General features: G+C 73.8%; 20 protein-coding genes. 10 read left to right on the top strand and 10 right to left on the bottom strand.

The window, feature by feature from the left end; all coding sequences use genetic code 11:
* Window positions 1–525: 525 nt before the first annotated feature.
* Complete coding sequence (locus QMZ92_RS01970) at window positions 526–1,335, top strand: SGNH/GDSL hydrolase family protein (protein WP_283295454.1); 810 nt, start codon at window positions 526–528, stop codon at window positions 1,333–1,335.
* Here the strand turns inward: QMZ92_RS01970 and QMZ92_RS01965 are convergent.
* From QMZ92_RS01965 to QMZ92_RS01950, 4 genes are read right to left on the bottom strand one after another with little or no spacing between them, the layout of a single operon-like run.
* On the bottom strand, window positions 1,305–3,032 hold the full coding sequence (locus QMZ92_RS01965) for a serine/threonine-protein kinase (protein WP_283295453.1): 1,728 nt from the start codon (window positions 3,030–3,032) through the stop codon (window positions 1,305–1,307). The two genes, QMZ92_RS01970 and QMZ92_RS01965, sit on opposite strands and share 31 nt — an antisense overlap.
* A 57-nt stretch (window positions 3,033–3,089) precedes the next feature.
* Window positions 3,090–5,054 (bottom strand): urease accessory protein UreH domain-containing protein, encoded by a 1,965-nt coding sequence (locus QMZ92_RS01960; RefSeq protein WP_283295452.1) that lies wholly within the window; start codon window positions 5,052–5,054, stop codon window positions 3,090–3,092.
* Window positions 5,051–6,367, bottom strand: a complete 1,317-nt coding sequence (locus QMZ92_RS01955; RefSeq protein WP_283295451.1) for a tetratricopeptide repeat protein — start codon at window positions 6,365–6,367, stop codon at window positions 5,051–5,053. Before QMZ92_RS01955 ends, QMZ92_RS01960 begins: the two co-directional genes overlap by 4 nt.
* Window positions 6,364–7,893 carry a DUF4331 domain-containing protein gene (locus QMZ92_RS01950; protein ID WP_283295450.1) on the bottom strand — a complete coding sequence of 510 codons (1,530 nt, stop codon included), beginning with the start codon at window positions 7,891–7,893 and terminating at the stop codon, window positions 6,364–6,366. The genes QMZ92_RS01955 and QMZ92_RS01950 overlap by 4 nt, the downstream gene beginning before the upstream one ends.
* A gap of 279 nt (window positions 7,894–8,172) precedes the next feature.
* Between QMZ92_RS01950 and QMZ92_RS01945 the strand changes: the two genes are divergently transcribed.
* Window positions 8,173–8,439 (top strand): hypothetical protein, encoded by a 267-nt coding sequence (locus QMZ92_RS01945; RefSeq protein WP_171053167.1) that lies wholly within the window; start codon window positions 8,173–8,175, stop codon window positions 8,437–8,439.
* A 258-nt stretch (window positions 8,440–8,697) separates the two neighbouring features.
* Here the strand turns inward: QMZ92_RS01945 and QMZ92_RS01940 are convergent, their stop codons facing one another.
* From QMZ92_RS01940 to hmgA, 4 genes are all read right to left on the bottom strand, one after another.
* Window positions 8,698–9,921, bottom strand: coding sequence for a CaiB/BaiF CoA transferase family protein (locus QMZ92_RS01940; RefSeq protein ID WP_283295449.1), 1,224 nt, complete (start codon window positions 9,919–9,921; stop codon window positions 8,698–8,700).
* Window positions 9,922–10,149: 228 nt separating this feature from the next.
* Window positions 10,150–11,349, bottom strand: a complete 1,200-nt coding sequence (locus QMZ92_RS01935) for a type ISP restriction/modification enzyme (RefSeq protein ID WP_283295448.1) — start codon at window positions 11,347–11,349, stop codon at window positions 10,150–10,152.
* A complete protein-coding gene (locus tag QMZ92_RS01930) occupies window positions 11,346–12,095 on the bottom strand; it encodes a GntR family transcriptional regulator (protein ID WP_283295447.1) in 750 nt (249 codons plus the stop codon). Before QMZ92_RS01930 ends, QMZ92_RS01935 begins: the two co-directional genes overlap by 4 nt.
* 24 nt (window positions 12,096–12,119) lie before the next feature.
* Complete coding sequence (gene hmgA, locus QMZ92_RS01925) at window positions 12,120–13,448, bottom strand: homogentisate 1,2-dioxygenase (protein WP_283295446.1); 1,329 nt, start codon at window positions 13,446–13,448, stop codon at window positions 12,120–12,122.
* 249 nt (window positions 13,449–13,697) lie between these two features.
* Here hmgA and QMZ92_RS01920 point away from each other — a divergent pair, with 249 nt between their 5' ends.
* From QMZ92_RS01920 to QMZ92_RS01900, 5 genes are all read left to right on the top strand, one after another.
* Entirely contained in the window at window positions 13,698–15,938 is a 2,241-nt protein-coding gene (locus tag QMZ92_RS01920; RefSeq protein ID WP_283295445.1) for a molybdopterin oxidoreductase family protein, read from the top strand.
* A 194-nt stretch (window positions 15,939–16,132) separates the two neighbouring features.
* Entirely contained in the window at window positions 16,133–16,312 is a 180-nt protein-coding gene (locus QMZ92_RS01915) for a hypothetical protein (protein ID WP_283295444.1), read from the top strand.
* A complete protein-coding gene (locus tag QMZ92_RS01910; protein ID WP_283295443.1) occupies window positions 16,305–16,655 on the top strand; it encodes a hypothetical protein in 351 nt (116 codons plus the stop codon). Before QMZ92_RS01915 ends, QMZ92_RS01910 begins: the two co-directional genes overlap by 8 nt.
* 337 nt (window positions 16,656–16,992) lie before the next feature.
* Complete coding sequence (locus QMZ92_RS01905) at window positions 16,993–18,384, top strand: aldehyde dehydrogenase family protein (protein ID WP_283295442.1); 1,392 nt, start codon at window positions 16,993–16,995, stop codon at window positions 18,382–18,384.
* Window positions 18,385–18,401: 17 nt separating this feature from the next.
* A complete protein-coding gene (locus QMZ92_RS01900; protein ID WP_283295441.1) occupies window positions 18,402–19,484 on the top strand; it encodes a Zn-dependent alcohol dehydrogenase in 1,083 nt (360 codons plus the stop codon).
* A 22-nt stretch (window positions 19,485–19,506) separates the two neighbouring features.
* On the opposite strand, the gene QMZ92_RS01895 is transcribed toward QMZ92_RS01900, so the two are convergent.
* Window positions 19,507–20,088 (bottom strand): putative glycolipid-binding domain-containing protein, encoded by a 582-nt coding sequence (locus QMZ92_RS01895; RefSeq protein ID WP_283295440.1) that lies wholly within the window; start codon window positions 20,086–20,088, stop codon window positions 19,507–19,509.
* A 144-nt stretch (window positions 20,089–20,232) separates the two neighbouring features.
* Here QMZ92_RS01895 and QMZ92_RS01890 point away from each other — a divergent pair, with 144 nt between their 5' ends.
* Window positions 20,233–21,567, top strand: a complete 1,335-nt coding sequence (locus QMZ92_RS01890; protein WP_283295439.1) for an MFS transporter — start codon at window positions 20,233–20,235, stop codon at window positions 21,565–21,567.
* A 169-nt stretch (window positions 21,568–21,736) separates the two neighbouring features.
* On the opposite strand, the gene QMZ92_RS01885 is transcribed toward QMZ92_RS01890, so the two are convergent.
* Complete coding sequence (locus tag QMZ92_RS01885; protein WP_283295438.1) at window positions 21,737–22,423, bottom strand: TetR/AcrR family transcriptional regulator; 687 nt, start codon at window positions 22,421–22,423, stop codon at window positions 21,737–21,739.
* A gap of 65 nt (window positions 22,424–22,488) precedes the next feature.
* On the opposite strand from QMZ92_RS01885, the gene QMZ92_RS01880 reads away from it, so the two are divergent.
* The gene (locus tag QMZ92_RS01880; RefSeq protein WP_283295530.1) at window positions 22,489–23,640 is read left to right on the top strand and encodes an acyl-CoA dehydrogenase family protein; all 1,152 of its coding nucleotides are present in this window, start codon (window positions 22,489–22,491) and stop codon (window positions 23,638–23,640) included.
* Between the two features lie 163 nt (window positions 23,641–23,803).
* Window positions 23,804–24,427 carry a TetR/AcrR family transcriptional regulator gene (locus tag QMZ92_RS01875; RefSeq protein ID WP_138056146.1) on the top strand — a complete coding sequence of 208 codons (624 nt, stop codon included), beginning with the start codon at window positions 23,804–23,806 and terminating at the stop codon, window positions 24,425–24,427.
* Window positions 24,428–24,529: the final 102 nt, after the last annotated feature.

Raw genomic sequence — 24,529 nt, 5'->3', positions numbered from 1 at the left:
CGGATGTACGACGGTATTGATGATTGGGACTGTATGACAAGACCTGGCCGTAGGGCGCACTTTTCTCCTTGTTTTGCCAGCGCGTACTGAAATGCACAAACCTGTTACGCAATGCGGTGCCTGAGGGATGGGAAGCAATCGCCGTGACGGCTGGGATGAGCGCTTTTCGGACGGAGGGGTGCTCAGTCCGTACCGGCCGTGCGGCGGGAGGGTGTGAAGGGCGCGTAGGGGACTGATCCGATTGCCGCGAGCGCCTCTGCCGCGGCCCCCCGGGCGGAGTGCGTCGGTGTGCGCCCGAGGCGGCGAGTGGGTGCCGGGGGATCTCTGCCCCGGCGTGTTTGCGCGGAGATGCGGCGCATTGCCGGAATGCTGGGCTCCGCCCCAACCGTCGTTCCGGACGGGCCGTCAAGAACAACCGCGCAACACCCCTGTTGTCCGGTCGTATTGTTTTTGGCATGGACACTTCCGGTGAACAAAGGGGCATGCTACGACAGTTGAGCAGAGATCCTGCTAATGGGAGGTTCCATGAAACTGTCCCGAATCGCGGCAATCTCATCCTCACTCCTCATCGGCGCCGCCCTCGCCCTCACCGGCGCGGGTCAGGCCCAGGCCGCACAGCCCGCGGCCGCGGTCGACTACGTGGCCCTCGGCGACTCGTACTCGTCGGGTCTCGGCGCCGGGGCCTATCTGGGCGACAGCGGCTCGTGCAAGCGCACCAACCGCGCCTACCCCGCCCTCTGGGCGGCCGCCAACTCACCCTCGTCGTTCGCGTTCACGGCCTGTGCGGGCGCTCGTACGGGTGACGTCCTGGCCGGCCAGCTCGCCCCCCTCAACTCCGGGACCGACCTCGTGTCCATCACCATCGGCGGCAACGACGCGGGCTTCGCCGACGTGATGACGACGTGTGTCCTGCAGTCCGAGAGCACCTGCGTCGCCCGGGTCCAGGAGGCGAAGCGCTTCGTGGACACGACCCTCCCGGCCCGGCTCGACTCGGTGTACTCGACCATCAGGTCCAAGTCGCCGTCCGCCCGGGTCGTCGTCCTCGGCTACCCCCGCATGTACAAGCTCAACGGCAGCTGCTTCGCCGGACTCACCGAGAATGAGCGCGCCGCGATCAACAGCGGAGCCGACCACCTCAACGCCGCGATCGCCAAGCGCGTCGCCGACCACGGCTTCACCTTCGCGGACGTCGTGCCGTCCTTCACCGGGCACGAGATCTGCTCGGGCGCCTCATGGCTGCACAGCGTCAACTGGCTGAACATCGGCGAGTCGTACCACCCGACCGCCTCCGGACAGTCCGGGGGCTATCTGCCGCCGTTCCGGTCGGCGGCCTGACCGGACCCCTCCGAGTACGACGGCCGACCCGGCGAGGACGGCGTGCCCGACGGGGACTCCTCCTCGCACGTCACCGAGAACGCCACCCACTGCGACCGAGCCGCGACCGGACTCCCGATCTCCAGCCGGATCCGGTCGTGGTGCACCGCACCCTCGGTGTACGTCAGTTCCACATGGTCGATCTCGCGCGACTTCCCCTCGCCCGAGGGGAAGTCGAGCGTCTTCCAGCCGCCGTCGGAACTCCGTCCGCTCCCGGTCACCCAGCGGTACCCCACGGAGACCGGGACGCTTCCGACGGTGACCGCCGCCCGGAACGCGGGGGCCTTCGCCTCGAGCGGGGGACACGCCCCGCGGTACTCCGCACGGATCGCGTGGACCCGCACGTGCACGCTCTGCCGCGGCCGCTCCGTGGGCGAGGGGGCGCCACCGGTCGCTGACGCCCCGCCGTCGCCCGACGCCGCAGGGCCCTCGCCGGAGGGCGTCGCCGGACCGGACGCCGAATCGCTGCCGACCGTCGTACCGCCGCTCCCGGAACCGCCGTTCGTCCCCCTGCCGTTCGTCCCCCCGGCCCCGGCCCCGGCCCCGGCCCCGGCCCCGCCGCCCCCGCTTCCGCCGTTCAGCAGGGCGTAGGTGAGGCCGCCCAGCGACAGGACCAGGGCGGCGACCCCGGCGGCCAGCACGACGGCCGCGCGCCGCGGGCGGTCCGGTGACGGCCCGCGACCACCCCCGGCCGGGACCGCCGTCGTATCCGTGGGAGGGCCGAACACCCCGGCCGGTGCGACAGGGGCGACCGGCGCGGCGGAGACCGCGGTGGCCGCGTAGGGACCGGAGCCCGCCGGGGAACCGGTGCGGGGCGTGCCTCCCGCGCCGACGACCCGGAGCAGCCGTTCCGCCTCCTCCGCGGACATCCGCTCCGCGGGCTCCTTCCGCAGCAGGCCGGCGATCACCGGCTCCAGCGCACCGGCCCGGCGCGGTGCGGGCGGTTCCTCGTCGACGACCGCGCGGAGCGTGCCGAGCGGTGTGTCCTTGCGGAACGGCGACCGCCCCTCGACCGCCGCGTACAGCAGGACCCCCAGCGACCACAGGTCCGATGCGGGCCCCGGGGTGCGGCCGAGTGCCCGCTCCGGGGCGAGGAACTCGGGCGAGCCGACGAGTTCGCCGGTCAGCGTCAGTCCGGACGTGCCCTCGACGGAGGCGATCCCGAAGTCCGTCAGCACGACGCGGCCGTCGTTGCCGAGCAGCACGTTGCCCGGCTTCACGTCCCGGTGCAGTACGCCGGCCCCGTGGGCCGCGCGCAGGGCCGTGAGCACCTCCGCCCCGATGCGGGCGGCGCGCTGCGGGGCCATGGGCCCCTCCGCGGCGAGCGCATCCGAGAGCGAGAGTCCGCGGACGAACTCCATCACGATCCACGGCCGTCCGTCCTGCACCGCCACGTCGTAGACCGTGACCACGTTGCGGTGCGAGATCCGAGCCGCGGCCCAGCCCTCGCGCTCCAGCCGGGTGTAGAGCCGCCGCACCTCGGCCGTCCCGAGCCCGGCGGGGGCACGGACCTCCTTGACCGCGACCTCCCGTGCGAGCAACTCGTCGCGGGCGCGCCAGACGACGCCCATCCCGCCCTCGCCCAGCCGGGCGAGCAGGAGGTAGCGCCCCGCCACCCGGGTCTCGCCGTCCAGTCCGCCGCCCGGCACCTCGCTCATGACGAGCCCCCATCCGCCGCAGAGCGACCATCACGGTGAAAACCCTTCCAAGCTAGCTCAACTCATCGCTCCTGCGGCCCCCCTGAGCGCCAATCCGCATCCCAGGACGACCACGGTGAGCGCCGTGCCGATCGGTGCCGACCGCTGCACGAGACCGGCCAGCCTCCCGGCCGCCCGCCGCCGTGCCAGCCGCGTCGCGATCCGGCCCCCGAGGCGCACGACCGCGAACCCGGCCGCGGTGAGGGTGAGGGCCAGTCCCGCCCCGTACGCGACGACGAGGAGCAGCCCGAACCAGGCGTGGCCCAGTGCCGCGGCACCGACGAGTACGACCACGGCGGAGGGGCTGGGGACGAGGCCGCCCGCGAGACCGAGCAGGATGCTGCGGCGCAGGGGCCGCTGCCGCTCGGAGCCGCGGCCGGGGTGGTGCCCGTGCTTGTGTTCCGGCTCGTGGTCGTGCCCGTGCTCCTCGGCGCCGCCGTGGGCCCGCTCGTGACCGTGGTCATGAGTGTGGCCGTCGCCGTCGCCGGTGGGGTGCGTGTGCGTGTGCGTGCGGAAGCGGCCGCCGCCGAGCCAGTGGACGTGCGTGTGCCCGCGCCCGTGCGCCCGGTCCTGCCACGCCCGCCGCGTCAGCAGCGCACCCGCCACCGCGACCAGGATTCCGCTCGCCATGCCCAGCCAGCCGACGACGGCCGGAGTGACGGCCGACCCCGCGACGATCAGGGCGCCCAGGGCGAGGACGCCGAGGGTGTGGGTCACGGTCACCGAGGCGCCGAGCGCCAGCACCTCGCGCAGCGAGTTCCGGCCGCCCGCCGCTGCCGCCGCGGCCATCAGGGTCTTCCCGTGGCCGGGGGCGAGCGCGTGCAGGGCCCCGAGCCCCAGGGCGACGACCAGGGCGAGCGCCCCGAACGGCACGGTGAGGTCGCGCCGTTCGACCAGACCCGTCAGGGCCTGGGTCCAGCGGTCGACCCCCCGCGGCAGCACGGACGGGGGCGCCACCGCTGCCGCCTCGCCGAGCGCGGGCCCGCCGGGTGCGGCCGTGAGCCGTGCCGAGGTGCGGGCCGGCGGGGACTCCAGCAGCCGCTGCGGGTAGGCGGACAGCCGGCGTGAGACGGACTCGCCGGGTACGTCGGACGATGCCAGTGTCGTGCGGTCGCCGCGTGCCGTGATCTCCCGCCAGCCGGCACCCTCACCGGGTGCGGCCGTGAACGCCAGATCCGCCCTGCCGCCCGGCAGCGGCGCGCGCATCGCGCACTCGACGCGGAGGGTGGGCAGCCCCGCCTGGCCGGGTCGGACGGAGGCCCGCGCCGGCCCGGTCTCGAGCGGCACGGCGCGGCCGTCCACGAGCAGCCGGGCCTCCCGCGCCGCGACGGCGCAGCGGTCCTCCGCCCAAGCCGCCAGCGCGGCGGGCGCAGTCTCCCGGGGCCGGATCCGCGCGGTCGGGATCTCCGCGAGGTCCTCGACATGGTCGACGCGCAACTCCCGCTCGGCTACGACGAGTCCGTCGTAGCGGTTCACGGAGAAGTTCCCCAGAGGGTGGGCCGCGGCGGGCGCCCCCGTCCCGACGAGCAGGGCGGCCGTCCCGGCCGCCACCAGTAGCGCGGTCCCGGCCGCGTGCCCCCGGCCGCGCCCCCGTACGCCCTCCGGCCCTCCGTGTGCCGACCGTTCACGCGCTGCCCGTTCGTCCCCGGTGCCGGAGGTCCCCGGCCGCGACCCGGACACGCGTTCGCGCATGACGTGTTCCCCTATCGCGCGTACGGGCCTCGTGGGCCGCGCCGCCCGCTCGCGCCGCCGGCCGCCGGGGCCTCCCGGCCGCGTCCCGGACGCGCGGCCGATCGCCGTCGGCGCGGGGCGTGGGTGAGGGACCGCCGTCGCCTGCCGTGCGGGGGCCGTGGGCTCCTCGGTGACCCGCACCGCCCGGTCCGTCCCTGGCGTGCGGACGCGGGTCAGGCACCCTCGTGCCCCGGCGATCAGCGCGAGGACCGCGAGCAGCGCCGCGAGGGTGTTCGACAACGGATCGGTCATGATGCCTCCAGACCGTCGAGCGCGCGGCGCGCCTCGCGCGCGCCGATGGGGGAGAAGGCGGGATTGAGCGCCAGGGCACGGGTCAGCGAGGCACGTGCGGCGGCCCGCTCGCCCGCCGCGTGTTCGATCATGCCGCGGTGGTAGAGGAAGGCCGCGTCCCGGTAGCCCGTCGCGGTCGCCGCCCGCGCATGGGGGAGGGCCTCCTCGGAGCGCCCCGCGCGATGCAGCGCCCAGGCGAGGGCGTCCTCGGTGTGCACGGTGCGGCGGCGCTGCCATTCGGCGCGGGCCGCTCGCAGGGCCTCGGCCCGGTCCCCGTGGTCGGCGGCGGCGAGGGCCGTGTCCAGGTCCGGGTTCATGCCGCCCGCCCGGGCGAGCCCCGTCCAGGTGCCGAGCACCTCGTACTGGCGGCGGGCGGGCCCCGGCCGGCCGCTCGCCTCGTACAGCTCTCCGAGCGCAACCAACCGTCCCGGCAGTGGGGACCGGGCGACGATCGTCTCGAACTCCGCTATGGCCGCGGTGAGTTCGCCCTTGCCGGTGAGCGCCCGCGCCCGGCACTCGCGTGCCTCCAGGTTGTCAGGCTCGGCCTCCAGGGCCCGGCCGCACTGCCGCAGGGCCTCGTCGTAGCCGCCCTGGGACCAGGCGAGCCGGCCGAGCGCCGTCGCCGTGTAGGCGATGTCGGCCCGGGTGCTCGCCGAGTTCCGGGCCAGTTCCAGCACGCGCCGTGCCTCCTTGGTGTCCCCGCGCAGCTCCCGTACGTAGGCGAGCCGGGTGAACACCGGGATGCCCGGCCGGCGGGCGTCCGCCTGGCGTGCCGCGTCCAACGCCGCCGGATAGCGGCCGAGTTCGACGAGCGCGTCGATCCGCACGGCCAGACCGCGCTCGCTGTACGGGTTGACCGCGAGCGCCCGGTCGGCGTCCCGGAGCGCCGCCGGGAAGTCGTGCCTGGCCGCCGCGAGGGCCGCCCGGCCGGCCAGCGCTTCGGCGTTGCCGTCGGGCCGCAGCCGCAGGGAGCGGGCGAACGCCTCCCCGGCGCGGGGGTACCGCGAAGGATCGCCGTTCACCCTGGCCTCCTCGACGTACGCCGCACCGAGCGACGCCCATGCGCCCGCGTCCTTGGGCTGCGCCCTCAGATGGGCCTGGAGCGTGCGCACCCCCTGTCCGGGAGCCGCCCCGGGGGCCACCGCCCCCGCGGCGGCCGCGGCCGTGGGCACCTCGTCCGGGCCGCCCAGCACCGCTCCCGTGGCGGTCAGCACGCACGCCAGTCCCACGATCCCGGCCCCGAGGCGCCACGCGGACCGCGTGGCCCGCTTCATGACCACCTGCCGCGCCGGCGCGTCCGCCACCAGGCGAGGCCGGTTCCGACGAGCACGACGCCCGCGCCTGCGGCGCCCGCGGAGAGCGCCAGCACCGTGCGGTCGTCCGTGGCACTTCCCGACCTCAGCTCCGCGCCGCCGTCGAGCTGGCTGCGGTTGCCGGCGGCCTCCGCCAGGGGCCCGTTGGAGCCCGACGTCGGCAGCGCCACATACGGGAAGGACTTCTCGAACTCCACGTCGTTCTTGTCCACGGCGTCGCCCAGGTCGTTCTTCTTCCCGACGAGTTCGCCCTCGACGACCTGGAGCGCGATGTCCAGGACGTCGTCGGTCAGCCGCCGTCCGTTCGGGAAACCCGCGTTGTCGCCGTCCAGCACGCCGAGCCGCTTCGGCTCGCCGGTCGGCGGTACGGCCGTGTTCAGACGCAGGGCCTCGGCCGGCCGTACGCCCGGCGGCTGGTTGAGGTCCTTGACGCCGGTGAGGAACACCGACACGAGGTCGTCCCGCGGCTCCTCGGGCGCTTCGATCTTGTAGATGTCCTCGATGAGCTTGGGCAGCTCCGGGTTGGTGACGGACGTGAGGAAGTCGGCGTCGTTCCAGGGCGACGAGGCGTTGAACCGGTCCTTGTCCTTGAGCGGGATGACCACCTCGTTCACCAGCGGCATGCCCAGCCGGGAGACCTGGGTCCAGTCCCCGCTCGCGCTCTTGCGGTGCGTGGTCGACCAGATCCCGACCACGGGCTGCCCCGCGGACTGCCGGATGTGCTCGGAGGGCACCTGCAGGGCGATGCTGTTGACGTTGTAGCCCTTCAGGGTGTCCCGGCCGACCTCGGACAGGTCGCCCCCGTACAGCAGGTCGAACACCCGCAGGTCGAGGAAGAACGGGTCGTCGGCCTGGCCGGCGAACACGGTGGTGCCGTCCTTCAGCTCGCGCACGGCCTCCTTCCGGAGCTTCGCGTAGTCCGGCATGGACGCCTTGCCCACGTTCGACGGGGCGACCGGCACATCGTTCGCGATCTTCGTGGTGGAGATCACATGCTGGTTCCGGAGCCGCATCATCTCCAGGTCGTAGGTCTGCGTGATGTTGAGGTCCGGGTCGTCCAGGCTGGTCACCGGGCCCGTGTTGAACAGGAACGTGTCACCGTTCTTGATCTGGTTGTGGAATGTCCAGCGGTAGAGCAGGTCGCCCTGGGCGTCGCCGTCGGAGTCGATGTGGATGTCGTAGCGGGCGTCGTCCGCGAAGCGGTAGAAGTTCGGTCCGCCCGCCGGCTCCTCGAACGGCAGCCAGTTCGCGACGATCGTCGTGGTGTCCGGCCGGTCGGGGCTGACGAACGCGTACACGTCCGTCGTGTCGTACTGCGGCTGCCCGGAGATCAGCGGGGCCTCACGGTGGCTGGAGGCGTTGGCGGCGCCCGGCGCGAGCGCGGAGCTCACTCCGGCCGCCGCGAGCCCCCCTGCCGCCAGCGCACCACAGACGAGCGAGGCGAGGTTCCTGCGCCCCCGTGTGCTCCTGATGAGTTGAGAGAACATGTCGGTCCCGTCCTGTCGTGGACTCTCGTCGGCGCTTGTACCGTCGCGAACGAGACGGTCCTTGCTGCCTGGTGACAGGTGTTCGGGGCGGTGCGGCCGGAGGTTTGGTCCGGGATTCGCGGGCCGTCCAACTCGCCCTGGAATCAGGTGGATTCACTGCTTCGTCGTCAACCCCCGTACGTGTGTACTGAATCGCTCAGGCGGGATACACGAGTGTGAGGCAGGGGCGATAGGGTTAATCTGCCCGGGCCGGGTGCCCTCGTACGGGTGGGGAGTGACATGGAACAGATAACGATGCGCAGCAGGGCACGGGTCCCTGCGATCACCTGCGGGACGAGCGCGACCAGCTCGCGTCTCGACCGCCATCTCGCGGTACTCGGCGGACCCGCCGTGCCGCAGCGCGAGGCGGCCGAGGCGACGTCCCTCATGCGTGAGCTGACGACGCGTGACGTCGCGCACAGCCGCGGCAGCAAGAGTGCGCGCGTCTCGCTCTTCGCGCCGCTCCGACGACTGCGCCGCTCGCTGTTCGGCAGCCGGGGCCAGTGACCGGCGGGGTGGCCGGCCGGCGGCCCGGGCGCGCGTGACCGTTCACGCCCACCCGTCCCCCTCGCTCCCGTCCGGTCACCGTGGGCCCGACCACCCCGCCGAGCCTCACCAACCGCCGCGTGCGCGCGGCCCCCGGCCCAGTTCGGGGCCCGCGCGCCGGTGCCGGGGCTCCTGTCCGCCCGCCGGCCGGTCCGGGGCGCGACCGGTCGAGCGTGCGCGCCCCGTCCGAAAGCCGAGAACCCGCCGTGAACATCCGTGTCACCCGAGGCGTTCGCCGCCCGGGTGCTCCGTGAGAACGATCCCGCACCGGTGCAGCTCGGCGATGTCGTCGGCCGTCAGCCCCGCCTCGTGCAGCAGCGCGTCCGTGTGCTCGCCGAGTGCCGGGACGGCGCCCATGTCCGGCTCCGGACCGCCCGGGAGGGTGATCGGCGGCAGCATCGCCCGCAACGGGCCGACGGGCGTCGCGATGTCCCGCCAGCGGTCCCGGGCCTCCAGCTGCGGATGGGCGGCCAGATCGGCCACGGTGTTGAGACGGGCGCAGGCGATCCCCGCCTCCTCCAGCGCCGTCACGGCCTCTGCCGTGTCCAGCCGGGCCAGCGCCCGGGCGACCACCGCGTCCGTTCTCCCGCGGTTCGCCGTGCGCGCCTTGTTGGTCGCGAAGGCGGGATCGGCTGCCAGCTCCGGGCGGCCCAGCACCCGCTCGGCGAGTCGCTGCCACTCCCGGTCGTTCTGTACCGACAGCAGTACCTGACCCCCGTCGGCCGTGGGGTAGGCGTCGTAGGGCGCGATGACCGCGTGCGCCAGACCCGTGCGCTCCGGGGCGTCGCCCCCGTGCATCCCGTGGTGCAGGGGGTGCCCCATCCACTCCGCGAGCGACTCCAGCATCGAGACCTCCACCGGACCACCGCGTCCGGTCGTGCCTCGCCGCAGGAGGGCTGCCAGCACCCCCGAGAAGGCGTACATGGCCGCGGCGACATCCGCCGCCGGGATGCCCGCCTTCACCGGCTGTTCCGCGGTGCCGGTCACGGACACCAGTCCGGCCTCGCACTGGACGAGCATGTCGTAGGCCCGCTTGTGCGCGTAAGGGCCGGACTCCCCGTACCCCGAGATGTCCACCGCGACCAGCCGCGGGTGCGCGGCGCAGAGCGTGGCGGCGTCCAGCCCGAGCCGGGCGGCCGCGCCCTGGGCGAGGTTCTGCACGAAGACGTCGGCCTTGGTGATCAGCCGGCGGACCGCTGCCAGCCCCCGGGGGTCCTTGAGGTCCACGGCGAGGGACTCCTTGCCGCGGTTGCACCAGACGAAGTGCGAGGCGAGGCCGCCCGCAGCGGTGTCGTAGCCGCGGGCGAAGTCGCCGCCGTCGGGCCGCTCCACCTTGATCACACGAGCGCCGAGGTCGGCGAGCTGACGGGTCGCGAACGGGGCCGAGACGGCCTGCTCGACGGCGACGACGGTGATGCCTTCCAGGGGCAGCGGCTGGCTCATGGAAGCCGTTGATACCGTGCACGTACCACCTTTGTCACCCCGCGGTGCGGTCCGCCGCCGGCGGGGAAGCCCCACCGGAGCCAACCGACGTTCCCGGCACGGCGGAGGCTGCGGCGCCTCGTTGCGTTGCCGAATCGCCCGAATGCGCCCGGTGCGAGGACGTCTCTCCGCCGCGACGCACCGCATCCGGCGCCGCGCGCCGGTCTCCCGGGGATCGCGGGACAGCCCTCAGAGCAGCACGAACTGCCCGCCCGGCCCCTCCTCGTGGTGGTCGAGCACGGAAGCGGGCGCGCGGGCGGCCCGCGGTACCCTGGGCACGCGCAGGTCGTGCCAGCCGGTACGGGCGATCTCCTCGCCCAATTCCTCGCGCGCGCCGTCCAGTTGCCCGAGCAGCGTGAGCACCGTGACCAGCTCCAGCAGCTCCGAGCTCCACTCCTGCGGCCACCCGGACGGACGGAGCGCCCCGAGCGTCCCCGCCGCCGGCTCCGCGGTCCGCCGCGCGAACCAGTCCTCGAGCACCCGGACACCGCCCACCCGGAAGGCCCACGCCTCCGCCGGCACCGGTGCGATCCGTCCGCCGTCGAGCAGGAGGGCCTCCTCCTCGGCGTCGTACACCAGCGTCACCGGGCGGGCGGGGACCGCGGCCCGGACGTACGGGCGCCTGCCGCCCGGCAGGCGCGGGCGCTCCCCGCCCCGCATCCCCCTGAGCTGGATGCCGACGAGCCGCCGGCCGAGCTCCACGCCGCGCGCCCACACTCCGGCGTCCGCCGTGAACGGCACCTCGCAGCCCCGGGCCGTGGGCCGTCCGGCGGCCGCCACCCATGCGAGCACGTCCCCGGGCTCCGCCGCGTCCGGGAAGCGCTCCCGCAGTGCGGCCCGCAGCCCCGGCGCCAGGTTCGGCTCACGTCCGGCGGGCCGCCGGTACAGGGGACGTATCCGGCCGGGCCTCCCGGCGGAGCGGCCTTCCGGGAGGACGCCGGAGACCAGCACCGCGGGGCCGTCGTCGCCCGGGACGCGGCCCTGCTCCACCACGAAGAGCTGACGGTCGTCGGCGACCCGCCACAGCTCGGGCCGTGCCACGTCGATCAGCCGGTGGTCGGGGAGGATCCACTGCTCGTCGAACGGCGCGTGGACGATGCGCACCGGCTCCGGGCAGCGCCCGTTCTCCTCGGCGAACCGTCCAGTCCCCGTGGCCTGCCCGGGCAGTGCCGCCACGCGGCGGCCCGGACCGCGGGCCCGGGTCTCCTCGAACAGGGCGGCCCGCTCCTCGCCCCCGGCCGCGACCAGGGCGTCCCAGCGGGCCCGCAGGGTCCGGGCGTCGGGCGCGACCACCCAGTCGCGACCGAGACGCAGCGGCCCGGTCGACCACGGCATGATGTCGTCCAGTGGCACGCCAGCGCCGCCGGTGCCGTCCCCCTGGCCGCTCATTCCGCCTCGACGGTCACGGAGAACGAGAACCGGTCGCCCCGGTACCGGATCCGTGCCACGTCCACCACCCGCCCCTCCTCGTCGTAGGTCACGCCCGTGTAGTGGAGGATGGGCGACAGCAGCGGCACCCGGAGCAGTTCCGCCGTCTCCGGGTCGGCGAGCCGGGCCTCCACCGTGTCCGTGATGCGGCTGATCCGTACCCCTACGGCGTCCCGCAACACCTTGGTCATCGGCCAGCGCTCGAGGTCCGCCACGTCCAGCCGGGCGGCGACGTCCGGACGTACCGCGTTCTCCGCCCAGTTCACGGGCTCCCCGCTGTCGCCGTCGCAGCGCAGCCTGCGGTACGTGACGACCTCGTCCGTGTCCGGGAAGTACTCGGCGAGTCCGCCCGGCACCGGTTCCGCAGCGTGCCCGAGGACGGTCGTCAGCTCACCGGACTGCTGGGCCACGATCGCGTCGATCGAGCCCAGCAGCCGCCGGGGCGCGCTGCGCCGGGCCCCCGGTTCGATGAAGGTGCCGCGTCGCCGGTGCCGGCTGATGAGCCCTTCCGACTCCAGCTCCTTGAGCGCCTGCCGCATGGTCAGCACGCTCACCCCGTAGTGCTCGGCCAGCTGCTCCTCCGTCGGCAGGCGCAGCGGGTCGTGCGGCCTGCGGCCGAGTATGGAGGCACGCAGCGACTGCGAGACCTGGTACCACAGGGGCAGCTTGCGGTTCAGGACGAGCGAGTCGGGGGCGAAGGCGGTCACGGCAACTCCGTATCAGATCCGGCCTCAGGACCGGAAGTGGCGCTCCAGACCCTGCCACACGTCGTCGTACGCCCTCTGCAGGTGGTCCGCGTTCGCCGCCTGGGCGGTGGCGGTCACCGGCCAGCGGGTCTCGAACATGAACGCAAGGCCGTCGTCGACCCTCTGCGGCCTCAGCTCGGCGGCGCTCGCCCTGTCGAAGGTCTCCCGGTCGGGTCCGTGCGCCGACATCATGTTGTGCAGCGAGCCGCCGCCCGGGACGAAGCCGCCCTTTCCGGCGGTCTTCGCGTCGTAGGCACCCTCGATGAGGCCCATGTACTCGCTCATCACGTTGCGGTGGAAGTACGGGGGCCGGAAGGTGTCCTCGCCGACGAGCCAGCGCGGCGCGAACACCACGAAGTCGACGCCCGCGAGCCCCGGGGTGTCGCTCGGGGAGGTGAGCACCGTGAAGATCGACGGATCGGGGTGGTCGTACGAGATCGTTCCCATGACGTTGAACGTCCGCAGGTCGTAGACGTACGGCACATGACTGCCGTGCCAGGCGACGACGTCGAGGGGTGAGTGGTCGTAGGTGGCGGTCCACAGGTTGCCGCAGAACTTGTTGACCACCTCGACGTCGCCCTCGACGTCCTCGTACGCCGCGACCGGAACCCGGAAGTCGCGGGGGTTGGCCAGTCCGTTGGCGCCGATCGGGCCCAGCTCGGGCAGGGTGAAGGGCTGGCCGTAGTTCTCGCAGACGTAGCCCCGGACGGAGTCGTCGAGCAGATCCACCCGGAAGCGCACGCCCCGGGGGATCAGCGCGACCTCGCCGGGCTCCACGGACAGCAGGCCCAGCTCCGTGCGCAGCAGCAGGCCGCCCCGCTCGGGCACGATCAGCAGCTCGCCGTCGGCGTCGCTGAACACCCGCCGCTCCATGGCGGCGTCGGCGTGGTAGAGGTGCACGGCCATGCCCGTGCGCTGGGCGGCGTCGCCGTTCCCGCCGAGGGTCCACAGGCCGGCCAGCCAGTCCGTGCCGGGCGCGGGCTCCGGGAGCGGGTCCCAGCGGAGCCGGTTCGGGTCCGGCACGGTCTCGGTGAACGGCGCGGTGCGCAGGGCGCCGTTGTCGGCGCGGACGAACGGCGGGTGGGCGGCCGACGGCCGGATGCGGTACAGCCACGAGCGCCGGTTGTGCGCGCGGGGCTCGGTGAACGCGCTGCCGCTCAGCTGCTCGGCGTAGAGCCCGAGGGGGGCGCGCTGCGGCGAGTTCCGTCCGAGCGGCAGGGCCCCCGGGATGGCCTCCGAGTGGTGCTCGTTGCCGAATCCCGACAGGTACTCCAGCCCTTCGGCCGTCTTCCTCGCCTGCTCGATACCGCTCATCCGCACTCTCCGATGCGTCCGGTCCAAGGAATCCTATGGTTAACAGTAGGATTCCCGGGCGCCCCCGGTCAACGGCGGCGCCCGGCCCGCCGTGGCACACCCCGGCCGTCCGGCCGGGGTGCCGCCGGGGTGCGGGTGGACGACGGCCCGGGTGGGTGCGGACGAAACGGCCCTCCCCAACGTGCGTACCGGTCGGTATGCTCACCGTTGCCCGTGCGTCACCGCTGCCGCCGCCCCGGGGAGGGCCTCATGCCAGGAACCGACGCCACCCGCACCGCCCTGCGGATCTGCCCGCTGTGCGAGGCCACCTGCGGACTGACCCTGACCGTCGAACGGGACGGCGCGGAGGAGCGGGTCGGCGCGGTCCGCGGGGACCGGGCCGACGTCTTCAGCAAGGGGTTCATCTGTCCCAAGGGCGCCTCCTTCGGCGAGTTGGACTCCGACCCCGACCGGCTGCGGGCCCCGCTCGTGCGCGACGAGAACGGTGAACTGCGCGAGGCGGGCTGGGACGAGGCGTTCGACCTGATCGCCACCCGGATACGTCCGCTGATCGAGAAGCACGGCCCGGACGCGGTCGGCGTCGTCCTCGGCAACCCGAACGTGCACACCATGGCCGGCGGGCTCTATCCGCCCGTGCTGCTGTCGACGCTGCGCACCCGCAACCTCTTCACCGCCAGCACCCTCGACCAGATGCCCAAGCACGTCTCCAGCGGACTGCTCTTCGGCAGCGCGGTCGCGATCCCCGTACCCGACCTGGACCGCACCGACCATCTGCTGCTCCTCGGCGCCAACCCCCTGGACTCCAACGGCAGCCTGTGCACCGCACCCGACTTCCCGGGCAGGCTCAAGGCGCTGCGCCGCCGCGGCGGCCGGCTCACCGTGGTGGACCCCCGCCGTACCCGCACCGCCCGGCTCGCCGACCGGCACGTGGCCATCCGGCCCGGTACGGACGCGCTGCTGCTCGCCGCGCTCGTCCACGTGCTGTTCGAGGAAGGACTCGCCGACCCCGGCCCGCTCACCGGACAGGTCGAGGGCGTGGACGAGGTGCGCCAGGCCGTACGGGACTTCACGCCCGAGGCCGTGGCCGCGGCCTGCGACCTGGACGCGGCCGTCGTCCGGACCATCGCCCGCGAACTCGCCGCCGCGCCGACCGCCGCCGTGTACGGCCGCATCGGAAGCTGCACCGTCGAGCACGGCACCCTCGCCAGCTGGCTCGTCGACGTCCTCAACATCCTCACCGGCAACCTCGACCGGCCCGGCGGGGTCCTCTTCCCGCTGGCCGCGCACGACCGCGCACCCCGCTCCGCCACCGAACCCGTCCCGCCCGGCAAGGGCTTCGCCCTCGGCCGCTGGGCCAGCAGGGTCGCCGGCCACCCCGAGGCGAAGGGCGAACTGCCCATCGCCGCACTCGCCGAGGAGATCGAGACGCCCGGCGAGGGCCGGATCCGCGCCGTGCTCACCATCGCCGCCAACCCCGTGCTGTCCGCGCCCGACGGCGACCGGCTGGACCGGGCGCTCGGCGCGCTCGACCTCATGGTCAGCGTCGACCCCTACCTGAACGAGACCTCGCGCCACGCCGACGTCGTCCTGCCACCGCCGCCCCCGTCGCGCAGCGGGCACTACGACTTCTCGTTCAACGGACTCGCCGTGCGCAACCAGGCCCGCTACACCCCTCCCGCCGTCCCGCTCGACGAGGGAGCGCCGGACGAGTGCGAGATCCACGCCCGGCTGATCCTGGCGGTGGGCGGTATGCACGGCGCCGACCCGTCCACGGTCGACGACATGGTCATATCGGCCTCCCTCACCAAGGCCGTCGCCGACCCCCGATCGCCGGTGCACGGACAGGACGCCGAGGCGCTCGCCGGTCGGCTGAGCGGCCGCAACGGCCCGGAGCGGCGCCTCGACATGATGCTGCGCCTCGGACCGTACGACCTCACCCTCGACGATCTGCTCGCGCACCCGCACGGCATCGACCTCGGGCCCCTCAGGCCGCGGCTGGCCCAGGTGCTCAGGACCCGCAGCGGGCGGGTCGAACTGCTGCCCGGTCCGATCGCGGAAGACCTGCCGCGGCTGCGGCAGGCGCTCGGGGCCCGGGACGACCGGCTGGTGCTCGTCGGCCGGCGCCATCTGCGCTCCAACAACAGCTGGATGCACAACGTCCCGGCCCTCAACGGGGGTTCGAACCGCTGCACCCTCCAGGTCCATCCCGACGACGCCGCCCGGCTGGGGCTGGCGGACGGCGCCCTCGCCCGGATCAAGGCGGCCGGGGGAGAGCTGCAGGTCCCGGTCGAGGTCACCGGCGACGTGCGCACGGGGGTGGTGAGCCTCCCGCACGGCTGGGGGCACGACCGTCCGGGTACCCGGATGCGGGTGGCGGCGGCCCGTCCGGGCGTCAACGTCAACCAGCTGCTCGACGGCTCGCTGCTCGACCCGCTCTCCGGCACCGCCGTGCTCAACGGCTTCCCCGTGGAGGTGGCGCCGGCCCGCTGAGGTCCCGCGGGCCGGGGCGGCGGCGCGGTCCTCGCCGGAGTGCGGCCCGCTCCGCCGGTGGTTCCCCCACCCGTCCCGAGCTGCCGGGGTTCTCCGCCTGTCGCCGACACATCGGCACCTTTCCGGGACGCAACGACGGCACCCGGCGTCGTCCGGACCGCCGGCTCCGGTGGGAGTCCCAGGGCGAACGTGAGGTGCTGCCCCACGCCGACCACCCCGGCTTCGCGGTGATCGCGACCTTCCTGGTCCAGCGGCACGGCCGGGACCGCGGACCGGACGGAACAGCGCTGAACGCCCGGAGGACCCACTGCGTACTAGTGGGCACCCGGGGACTCGAGCGTCTGTGCCTCAACGACAGGAGCGGCAATGACTGATGGTGACGGGCCGATCATGAAGGGACTCCCGGACGGCGGGGCCGAGCTGTCCGTGGTGCTCAAGCTGCGGTGGGAGGACGTGGCCGCGCTCGGCCGCGAGGCGAGCCGGCTCGCGGAGCAGCGCGGGGCGCCGGTGACTCTCGACGAGGCAGCCAGTCACCGGCTGCGTACCTGGTCGGCGGTGGCCAAGTCCCCGGAGGAGAAAGGCCAGTCCGCGCCGGCGGCGATCAGCGGGGGGCAGCAGCAGGTCGACCGCGGCCGTGCCCAGGTCGCGTCCATCTCCCCGCCGTCCACCCGCCCGCCGCAGCCCTCCCCGACGGCGCTCGGTCAGACCCCGGCCTGAGCGCCCCCGCGGTGCGGGCCACCCCCCATCCCCCGCAACCGCGGGCCGGACGCCGGACCGCCGGCCGGGCCCGGGATCCCGGCGCGTCCGGCGTCCGGTGAGGCACCCCCGGCGTCCGGCCCGGCGAACCGCTCGCCGCCGGGCCGGCGGCCCCGGTCCGCCCTGCACGGGCGCCGCCGCGGGCCGGGGCGGAGCGACCGGCCGGACCGTCGCTCCCGGCTCGCGGGGTGGGTGGGGGAGAATCACATCACCCCGCGCCCCACCGCCCTGGCGCCGAAAAACTAACACCGCTAGTTTGGGCTGCGGTCAGCTCTTGCCGTGCCCGAAGGAGTAGCGGATGAAGGCCCACGACGGGATGTACATCGGCGGCGCGTGGCGCCCCGCCGCCGGTGCCGACACCATCGCGGTGGTCAATCCCGCGGACGAGCAGGTCATCGCCCATGTCCCGGCCGGCACGCCGGAGGATGTCGACGCGGCGGTGCGTGCCGCCCGCGACGCCTTCCCCGGCTGGGCCGCCACCGCGCCGGCGGCCCGTGCCGGGCGCATCGCCGCGCTCCGCGACGTGCTCGCCGCCCGGCAGGACGAGATCGCCGCGACCGTCACCGCCGAGCTCGGTGCCCCGGCCAGGCTCGCCGCGACCGTCCACGCCGGTCTGCCGGTCCTCGTCGCCGGTTCGTACGCCGAGCTGGCCGCCTCGTACTGCTTCGAGGAGGAGGTCGGCAACTCCACCGTGCTGCACGAGCCGGTCGGCGTCGTCGGCGCGATCACCCCGTGGAACTACCCGCTCCACCAGATCGTCGCCAAGGCCGCGCCCGCCCTCGCCGCCGGCTGCACCGTGGTGCTCAAGCCCGCCGAGGACACCCCGCTCACCGCCCAGCTCTTCGCCGAGGCGGTTCACGAGGCCGGTCTGCCGGCCGGCGTGTTCAACCTCGTCACCGGGCTCGGGCCGGTCGCCGGTCAGGCCCTCGCCGAGCACCCCGGCGTGGACCTGGTCTCCTTCACCGGTTCCACCGCCGTCGGCCGCCGCATCGGCGCGACCGCGGGCGGCGCGGTCAAGCGCGTCGCGCTGGAACTCGGTGGCAAGTCCGCCAACGTGATCCTCCCCGGGGCCGATCTCGGCCGCGCCGTGAACGCCGGGATCGCGAACGTCATGTCCAACTCCGGCCAGACGTGCAGCGCCTGGACCCGGATGCTGGTGCACAGGGACCGGTACGAGGAGGCCGTGGCCCTGGCCGCGGAGGCGGTCGCCAAGTACGTACCCGGCGACCGCCTCGGCCCGCTCGTCAGCGATCGGCAGCGGGAACGCGTCCGCGGCTTCATCGAGCGCGGCGTCGCCGAGGGCGCCCGGCTCGTCGCCGGAGGCCCCGAGGCGCCGTGCGAGACGGGCTACTACGTCTCGCCGACCGTCTTCGCCGACGTCACCCCGGAGATGACCATCGCACAGGAGGAGATCTTCGGCCCGGTCGTCTCGCTCATGGAGTACGAGGACGTGGACGACGCCCTGCGGATCGCCAACGGCACGGTCTACGGGCTCGCGGGCGCCGTATGGGGCGAGCAGGACGAGGCCGTCGCCTTCGCCCGCCGGATGGACACCGGCCAGGTCGACGTCAACGGCGGCCGCTTCAACCCGCTGGCACCCTTCGGCGGTTACAAGCAGTCGGGCGTGGGCCGTGAACTCGGCACGCACGGCCTCGCCGAGTACCTGCACACCAAGTCCCTCCAGTTCTGAACCGGGAGACAACCACCGTGGTCCGCGCCGCAGTCCTGCCCGCCGTCGGCTCCGCCCTGGAGATCACCGGCATCCGACTCCCCGAGCCCGGTCCCGGCCGGGTGAGGGTCCGCCTCGCCGCCGCCGGGGTCTGCCACTCCGATCTGTCCCTGTCCAACGGCACGATGCAGGTGCCGGTCCCCGCCGTCCTCGGGCACGAGGGCGCGGGCACGGTGGTGTCCGTGGGCGAGGGCGTCACCCATGTCGCCCCGGGCGACGCCGTGGTGCTCAACTGGGCGCCGTCCTGCGGGCGCTGCCACCACTGCTCCATCGGTGAGGTGTGGCTCTGCGCCGGTGCGCTCAAGGGCGCCGGTGCCGTCCACGCCGTCACCGAGGACGGCACCGAACTGCATCCCGGGCTCAACGTCGCCGCCTTCGCGGAGGAGACCGTCGTCGCGGCGAACTGCGTGCTGCCGCTCCCGGAGGGAGTGCCGCTCACCGATGCCGCGCTGCTCGGCTGCGCGGTCCTCACCGGCTACGGCGCGGTCCACCACTCGGCGCGGGTCCGGGAGGGGGAGTCCGTCGCCGTCCTCGGCGTCGGAGGGGTCGGGCTCGCCACCATCCAGGCGGCCCGGATCGCCGGCGCCTCGAAGATCGTCGCCGTTGACGTGTCGCCGGAGAAGGAGGGCCTCGCCCTCGCCGCCGGGGCCACCGACTTCATCGTCGCCTCGGAGAACACCGCCCGCGAGGTCCGCGGGCTGACCGGCGGGCAGGGCGCCGACGTGGCCGTGGAGTGCGTGGGCCGCGCGGTGACGATCCGCACCGCCTGGGACTCCACCCGGCGCGGCGGGCGGACCACGGTGGTCGGCATCGGCGGCAGGGACCAGCAGGTCACCTTCCACGCCCTGGAGCTGTTCCACTGGGGACGTACGCTCTCCGGCTGCGTCTACGGCAACTCCGACCCGGCCCGGGACATCCCCGTGCTCGCGGAGCACGTACGGGCCGGCCGGCTGGACCTGAGCACCCTCATCACCGAGCGGATCGGCCTCGACGGCATCCCGGCCGCCTTCGAGAACATGCTCGCGGGCAAGGGCGGCAGAGCGCTCGTCGTCTTCCCGTAGGCGAGTCGCCCGGGGATCGCCGTCAGCCCGCGCGGACGGCGATCCCCGGGCACTCCAGGGGGAGTCCGGACTCGTCGTAGACGATGCGGGACGAGAAGCCGGAGGCGGGCGCCCGGTAGTCGTAGCAGGTGTGGGTGCCCCGGTCGGTGGTGCGGGTGTAGGTCTGCTCCAGCCGCTCCACGGTGAGGTCGAGCGCGCGCACCCACGCGGCGGGTGCGGACGCCTCGGTGCCGAGGGGCAGCGCCATCCTGCGCACGGGCAGGGCGTTGGTCATCGCCGACGCCTCCAGGTCGACGTCGAAGCAGCCGTCGAGGTACGGCGCCCGTGCGCCGTCGACCGCCCAGTGGCCCGAGCCGTCCGACTCCAGCAGCACCGTTCGGCTGCCGGAGGGCGATCGGCCGCGGACGCGTGCCGTCCGTGTCCGCCACGTCGTGTCCAGTTCGATGTCGTACTCGACGGCGAAGGCATCGCCGTCCTCCGAGACGGCCGCGTAGCCGTCGATGCGCCGGCCGTCGTCCGTGACCCGGAAGAACGCCACTTCGAAGCCCTGCCTGGAGTCCTGGTGGAGCCAGGCCGCGGTGGCCGGCGGATGCGTGAATTCCACGGGTCCACCCTGGCACGCCCCACACGCTACTGACGGGTAATGATCGAGCAAAAAGTCCTGTTGCGCCACCCGTTGACCTCCATACCATCCGGTCGGTACGGTCCCCGCACCCTTCGTCCCCCGCACCCATCGGAGTGTGCACGCATGGACACGGCACCCCCTTCCCCGCTCGCCGGCAATCCACCGGAGACCGCTCCCACCGACCGCCACCGCCGACGCGTGGCCGGTGCCGCCGCCCTGGCCTCGGCCGTCGAGTGGTACGACTACTTCGTCTTCGGTATCGCCGCCGCACTGGTCCTCGGTGACCTCTACTTCCCGGCGGGCAGCGCCTCGGCCGGAGTCCTCGCCGCCTTCGCGACCTTCGCCGTGGGCTTCCTCGCGCGTCCCGTCGGCGGGATCATCGCCGGACAGTTCGGCGACAAGCGCGGCCGCAAGCCGATGCTCGTCCTCGCCCTCACCCTCATGGGCCTCGCCACCACCGGCATCGGCCTGCTCCCGACGTACGAGACCATCGGCGTCGCCGCACCGCTGCTCCTCGTGCTGCTCCGGGTGATGCAGGGCCTGGCCGTCGGCGCCCAGTGGGGCGGCGCGATGCTCATGGCCACCGAGTACGCGCCGGAGGGCAAGCGCGGGCTGTACGGCAGCCTCGTCCAGCTCGGTGTGCCCATCGGCGTGGTGACCGCCAACACCGTGTTCCTCGCCGCCGGCGCCCTCACCGACGACGCCGCGTTCGCGTCCTGGGGCTGGCGGGTGCCGTTCCTCGTCGGCTTCCTGGTGCTCGGTCTCGCCTGGTACATCCACGCCCGGGTCGAGGAGACCCCCGAGTTCCGCGAGGCCGAACAGGCCCTGGCCGAGAAGGAGAAGAACGAGCCCCGCTCACCGCTGCGGACCATCCTGCGCCGGCACCTCGGCACGGTCCTCCTGGCGGGTGGCTCCTTCGCCGTCAACACCGCGACGTTCTACATCATCATCACCGGCGTGCTGGACTACTCGACCCGCGAACTCGGGATGGAACGCGAGGCGGTGCTCACGGTGTCCCTGTGCGTGAGTCTCACCCAGCTCGCGCTGATACCGGCGTCCGCGGCCCTCTCCGACCGCGTGGGCCGGCTGCGCATCTACGCGGCGGGTGCGATCGGGCTGCTGGTGTGGGCGTTCCCGCTGTTCCTGCTCATCGACACCGCGTCGCTGCTGTGGCTGGCCGTCGGTACCTTCGTCACCAGCTGCTTCCTCAGCATCATGTACGGGCCCCAGGCCGCCCTGTTCGCGGAGCTGTTCACCCCCGAGATGCGCTACACCGGCGCGTCGCTCGGCTACCAGATCGCGGCCGTGTTCGGTGGCGGCCTGGCCCCGTTCGTCATGGTGCTGCTGTTGGAGGCGTCGGGCACGTCGATGGCCGTCTCCGCCTACATCACCGTGCTGGCCGTCGTCGCGCTCGGTTCGATCAGGGTTCTCGCGAAGAGGGCGGCTGCCCGGGAGTGACACCCTGCGCCTCGGCCTCCCCGTCGCCGGTCCGGCCCGCCGGGCCGGCGACGGGAGCGCGAGACCGACCCGCCCGCCGGACGGACCGCGCCGCCGTCCCCGCACCGCGGCGCTCCCGCCGCGGTGCGCAGCAGGCGGCCGGGGTGGACGGCGACCTGCTGCCGCAACCTCACACTCCGTGGGAGCGGTCCGAGGGGGCGGTCCCCGTCCGCTTCGCCCGCGGACCCGCCTCGTAACGCGCCGCCAGTCCGTCCAGCAGGGCGCGCAGTCCCGTCTCGAACGCGCCCTCGTCGACCTTCTCCTGGTGTTCGGCGAGGAGGTGCGCCTGGCCCAGGTGCGGGTAGTCGGAGGGGTCGTAGGCGGTCGCGTCGTCCACGAAGCCGCCCGCGAAGGAGCCGAGGGCCGAGCCGGTGATGAAGTAGCGCATCAGGGCGCCGATCTGGGTGGCCTGGGCGGCCGGCCAGCCCGCGCGGACCATCGCGCCGAAGACCGCGTCGGCGACCTTGAGGCCGGCGGGGCGTCGGCCGGGGCCGCGGGCCAGGACCGGGACGACGTTGGGGTGTTCGGTGAGGGCCGTCCGGTAGGAGAGGGCCCAGTCGTGCAGCGCGGTCCGCCAGTCGCGCGGGTCGGACTCGTCGAACATCGACAGATCGACCTTGGCGCTCACGGCGTCGGCCACGGCGTCCAGGATCTCGTCCTTGTTGCGGAAGTGGTTGTAGAGCGAGGGGCCGCTGACGCCGAGTTCCGCGGCGAGGCGCCGGGTGGAGACCGCGTCCAGGCCCTCCGCGTCCACCAGCGCGCTCGCCGCCGCGACGATGCGCTCTCGGCTGAGGAGGGGCTTGCGCGGTCGGGCCATGCGGCACATAGTAGGCCCTGCCGAGCGGAAACTAGCAGTGTTAGTTAAAAGTGGGGTGGCCCGTGGTGAACCTGGAGCTGAGCGAGGAGCAGCGGGCCGTGCGCCGGCTCGCGCGTGACTTCGTGGAGTGTGAGGTCGCCCCGTACGCCGCCGAGTGGGACCGGGCCGAGAACGTCGACAGGGCCATCGTGAGGAAGCTCGGCGCGGTCGGCTTCCTCGGGTTGACGATCGACGAGGAGTACGGCGGTTCGGGCGGCGACCACCTCGCGTACTGCCTCGTCACCGAGGAACTCGGCCGTGGGGACTCCTCGGTCCGGGGGATCGTCTCGGTCTCCCTCGGCCTCGTCGCCAAGACCGTCGCCGCCTGGGGGAGCGAGGAGCAGAAGCGCCGCTGGCTGCCGCGTCTCACCACGGGCGACGCCCTCGGCTGCTTCGGGCTCACCGAGCCCGGCACCGGCTCCGACGCGGGCAGCCTCACGACCCGCGCCGTGCGGGACGGCGACGCCTATGTGGTCAACGGCTCGAAGATGTTCATCACCAACGGCACATGGGCGGACGTCGTGCTGCTCTTCGCCCGCACCGGCGGCGCGCCGGGCCACCGCGGCATCTCGGCCTTCCTCGTCCCGGCCGACACCCCCGGGCTGACCAGGCGCACGATCCACGGGAAGCTCGGCCTGCGCGGCCAGGCCACCGCCGAGCTGGTGCTTCAGGACGTCCGGGTGCCCGCCGGCGCGATGCTCGGCCCGGAGGGCAAGGGCTTCTCGGTCGCCATGTCCGCTCTCGCCAAGGGCCGGATGTCGGTGGCCGCCGGCTGTGTCGGCATCGCCCAGGCCGCGCTCGACGCCGCCGTCGGCCACGCGGCCGCGCGCGAGCAGTTCGGCAGTCCGATCGCCTCGTACCAGCTGGTGCAGGAGCTCATCAGCGACATCGCCGTCGACGTGGACGCGGCCCGCCTGCTGACGTGGCGGGTCGCCGACCTAGTGGACCGGGGCCGGGACTTCGCCACCGCCGCCTCCCAGGCGAAGCTCTTCGCCTCCGAGGCGGCCGTCCGCGCCGCGAACAACGCCCTGCAGGTCTTCGGCGGGTACGGCTACATCGACGAGTACCCGGTCGGGAAGCTCCTCCGTGACGCACGGGTGATGACGCTGTACGAGGGCACCAGCCAGATCCAGAAGCTGATCATCGGGCGTGCCCTCACCGGGGTGTCGGCCTTCTGAGGGGCCGGCGCCGCACCGGCGCGCCCGTCCGCTCGGCGTGCGGCCTCCTTGCCCGCGCGCGGCTTGCTCCGGGAGCTCGCACCGATGTCCTAAGCGCTTGCTCAGGTTCGGGGTATGGTGTTCGTCCCGCACTCACAGGGACGGCGGGCGGAAGGGGTGAGCCATGACTGCGGCGCAGGACACGACGGCCGAGGACGTGCCGTGGGGCGAGGTCGCGCCGGAGGCCGCGCGCAAGCTCCTCGTCGCCGCCGTCGAGGCCTTCGCCGAGCGGGGCTACCACGCGACGACGACCCGGGACATCGCCGGGCGGGCGGGCATGAGCCCGGCCGCCTTGTACATCCACTACAAGACCAAGGAGGAGCTGCTCCACCGGATCAGCCGGATCGGGCACGACAAGGCGCTCGAGGTGCTGTCGGCCGCGTCCGGGAGCGGCGGCACACCGGGTGAGCGGCTCGCCGAGGCGGTGCGCTCCTTCGTCCGCTGGCACGCCGGCCGGCACGACACCGCGCGCGTGGTGCAGTACGAGATCGACGCCCTGTCCGAGGAGCACCGGGCGGAGATCGTGGAACTGCGCCGGCGCAGCGACGCCGTGGTGCGCGAGATCCTGCGCGACGGCGTGGAGTCGGGCGAGTTCGACGTCCCCGACGTGCCCGGTACCACGCTGGCGGTGCTGTCGCTCTGCATCGACGTGGCGCGCTGGTTCAACGTCCGGGGGCGCAGGACGCCGGAGGAGGTCGGCGAGTTGTACGCGGACCTCGTCCTGCGCATGGTGTCCGCTCGCCGGTAGCGGTCCCGGCCGGGGCGGGGTCTCCGCGGTCCCGGGGCGCGGCCCCGGGGGGCAGCAGCGCGGACGACGCCCGGCGGGCCGGAAGCGACGGCCCTCCGCGGG

The organism is Streptomyces sp. HNM0645 (genome assembly GCF_030056615.1).
Taxonomy (GTDB): domain Bacteria; phylum Actinomycetota; class Actinomycetes; order Streptomycetales; family Streptomycetaceae; genus Streptomyces; species Streptomyces marianii.
Note: the sequence above shows the minus strand (reverse complement) of the source record. Positions and strands in the feature narration are given on the sequence as shown.

Coding starts and splice junctions, on each gene's coding strand:
- QMZ92_RS01970 (WP_283295454.1), top strand. CDS start 526: ATGAAACTGTCCCGAATCGCGGCAATCTCATCCTCACTCCTCATCGGC.
- QMZ92_RS01965 (WP_283295453.1), bottom strand. CDS start 3,032: ATGAGCGAGGTGCCGGGCGGCGGACTGGACGGCGAGACCCGGGTGGCG.
- QMZ92_RS01960 (WP_283295452.1), bottom strand. CDS start 5,054: ATGACCGATCCGTTGTCGAACACCCTCGCGGCGCTGCTCGCGGTCCTC.
- QMZ92_RS01955 (WP_283295451.1), bottom strand. CDS start 6,367: ATGAAGCGGGCCACGCGGTCCGCGTGGCGCCTCGGGGCCGGGATCGTG.
- QMZ92_RS01950 (WP_283295450.1), bottom strand. CDS start 7,893: ATGTTCTCTCAACTCATCAGGAGCACACGGGGGCGCAGGAACCTCGCC.
- QMZ92_RS01945 (WP_171053167.1), top strand. CDS start 8,173: ATGGAACAGATAACGATGCGCAGCAGGGCACGGGTCCCTGCGATCACC.
- QMZ92_RS01940 (WP_283295449.1), bottom strand. CDS start 9,921: ATGAGCCAGCCGCTGCCCCTGGAAGGCATCACCGTCGTCGCCGTCGAG.
- QMZ92_RS01935 (WP_283295448.1), bottom strand. CDS start 11,349: ATGAGCGGCCAGGGGGACGGCACCGGCGGCGCTGGCGTGCCACTGGAC.
- hmgA (WP_283295446.1), bottom strand. CDS start 13,448: ATGAGCGGTATCGAGCAGGCGAGGAAGACGGCCGAAGGGCTGGAGTAC.
- QMZ92_RS01920 (WP_283295445.1), top strand. CDS start 13,698: ATGCCAGGAACCGACGCCACCCGCACCGCCCTGCGGATCTGCCCGCTG.
- QMZ92_RS01910 (WP_283295443.1), top strand. CDS start 16,305: ATGACTGATGGTGACGGGCCGATCATGAAGGGACTCCCGGACGGCGGG.
- QMZ92_RS01905 (WP_283295442.1), top strand. CDS start 16,993: ATGAAGGCCCACGACGGGATGTACATCGGCGGCGCGTGGCGCCCCGCC.
- QMZ92_RS01890 (WP_283295439.1), top strand. CDS start 20,233: ATGGACACGGCACCCCCTTCCCCGCTCGCCGGCAATCCACCGGAGACC.
- QMZ92_RS01885 (WP_283295438.1), bottom strand. CDS start 22,423: ATGGCCCGACCGCGCAAGCCCCTCCTCAGCCGAGAGCGCATCGTCGCG.
- QMZ92_RS01875 (WP_138056146.1), top strand. CDS start 23,804: ATGACTGCGGCGCAGGACACGACGGCCGAGGACGTGCCGTGGGGCGAG.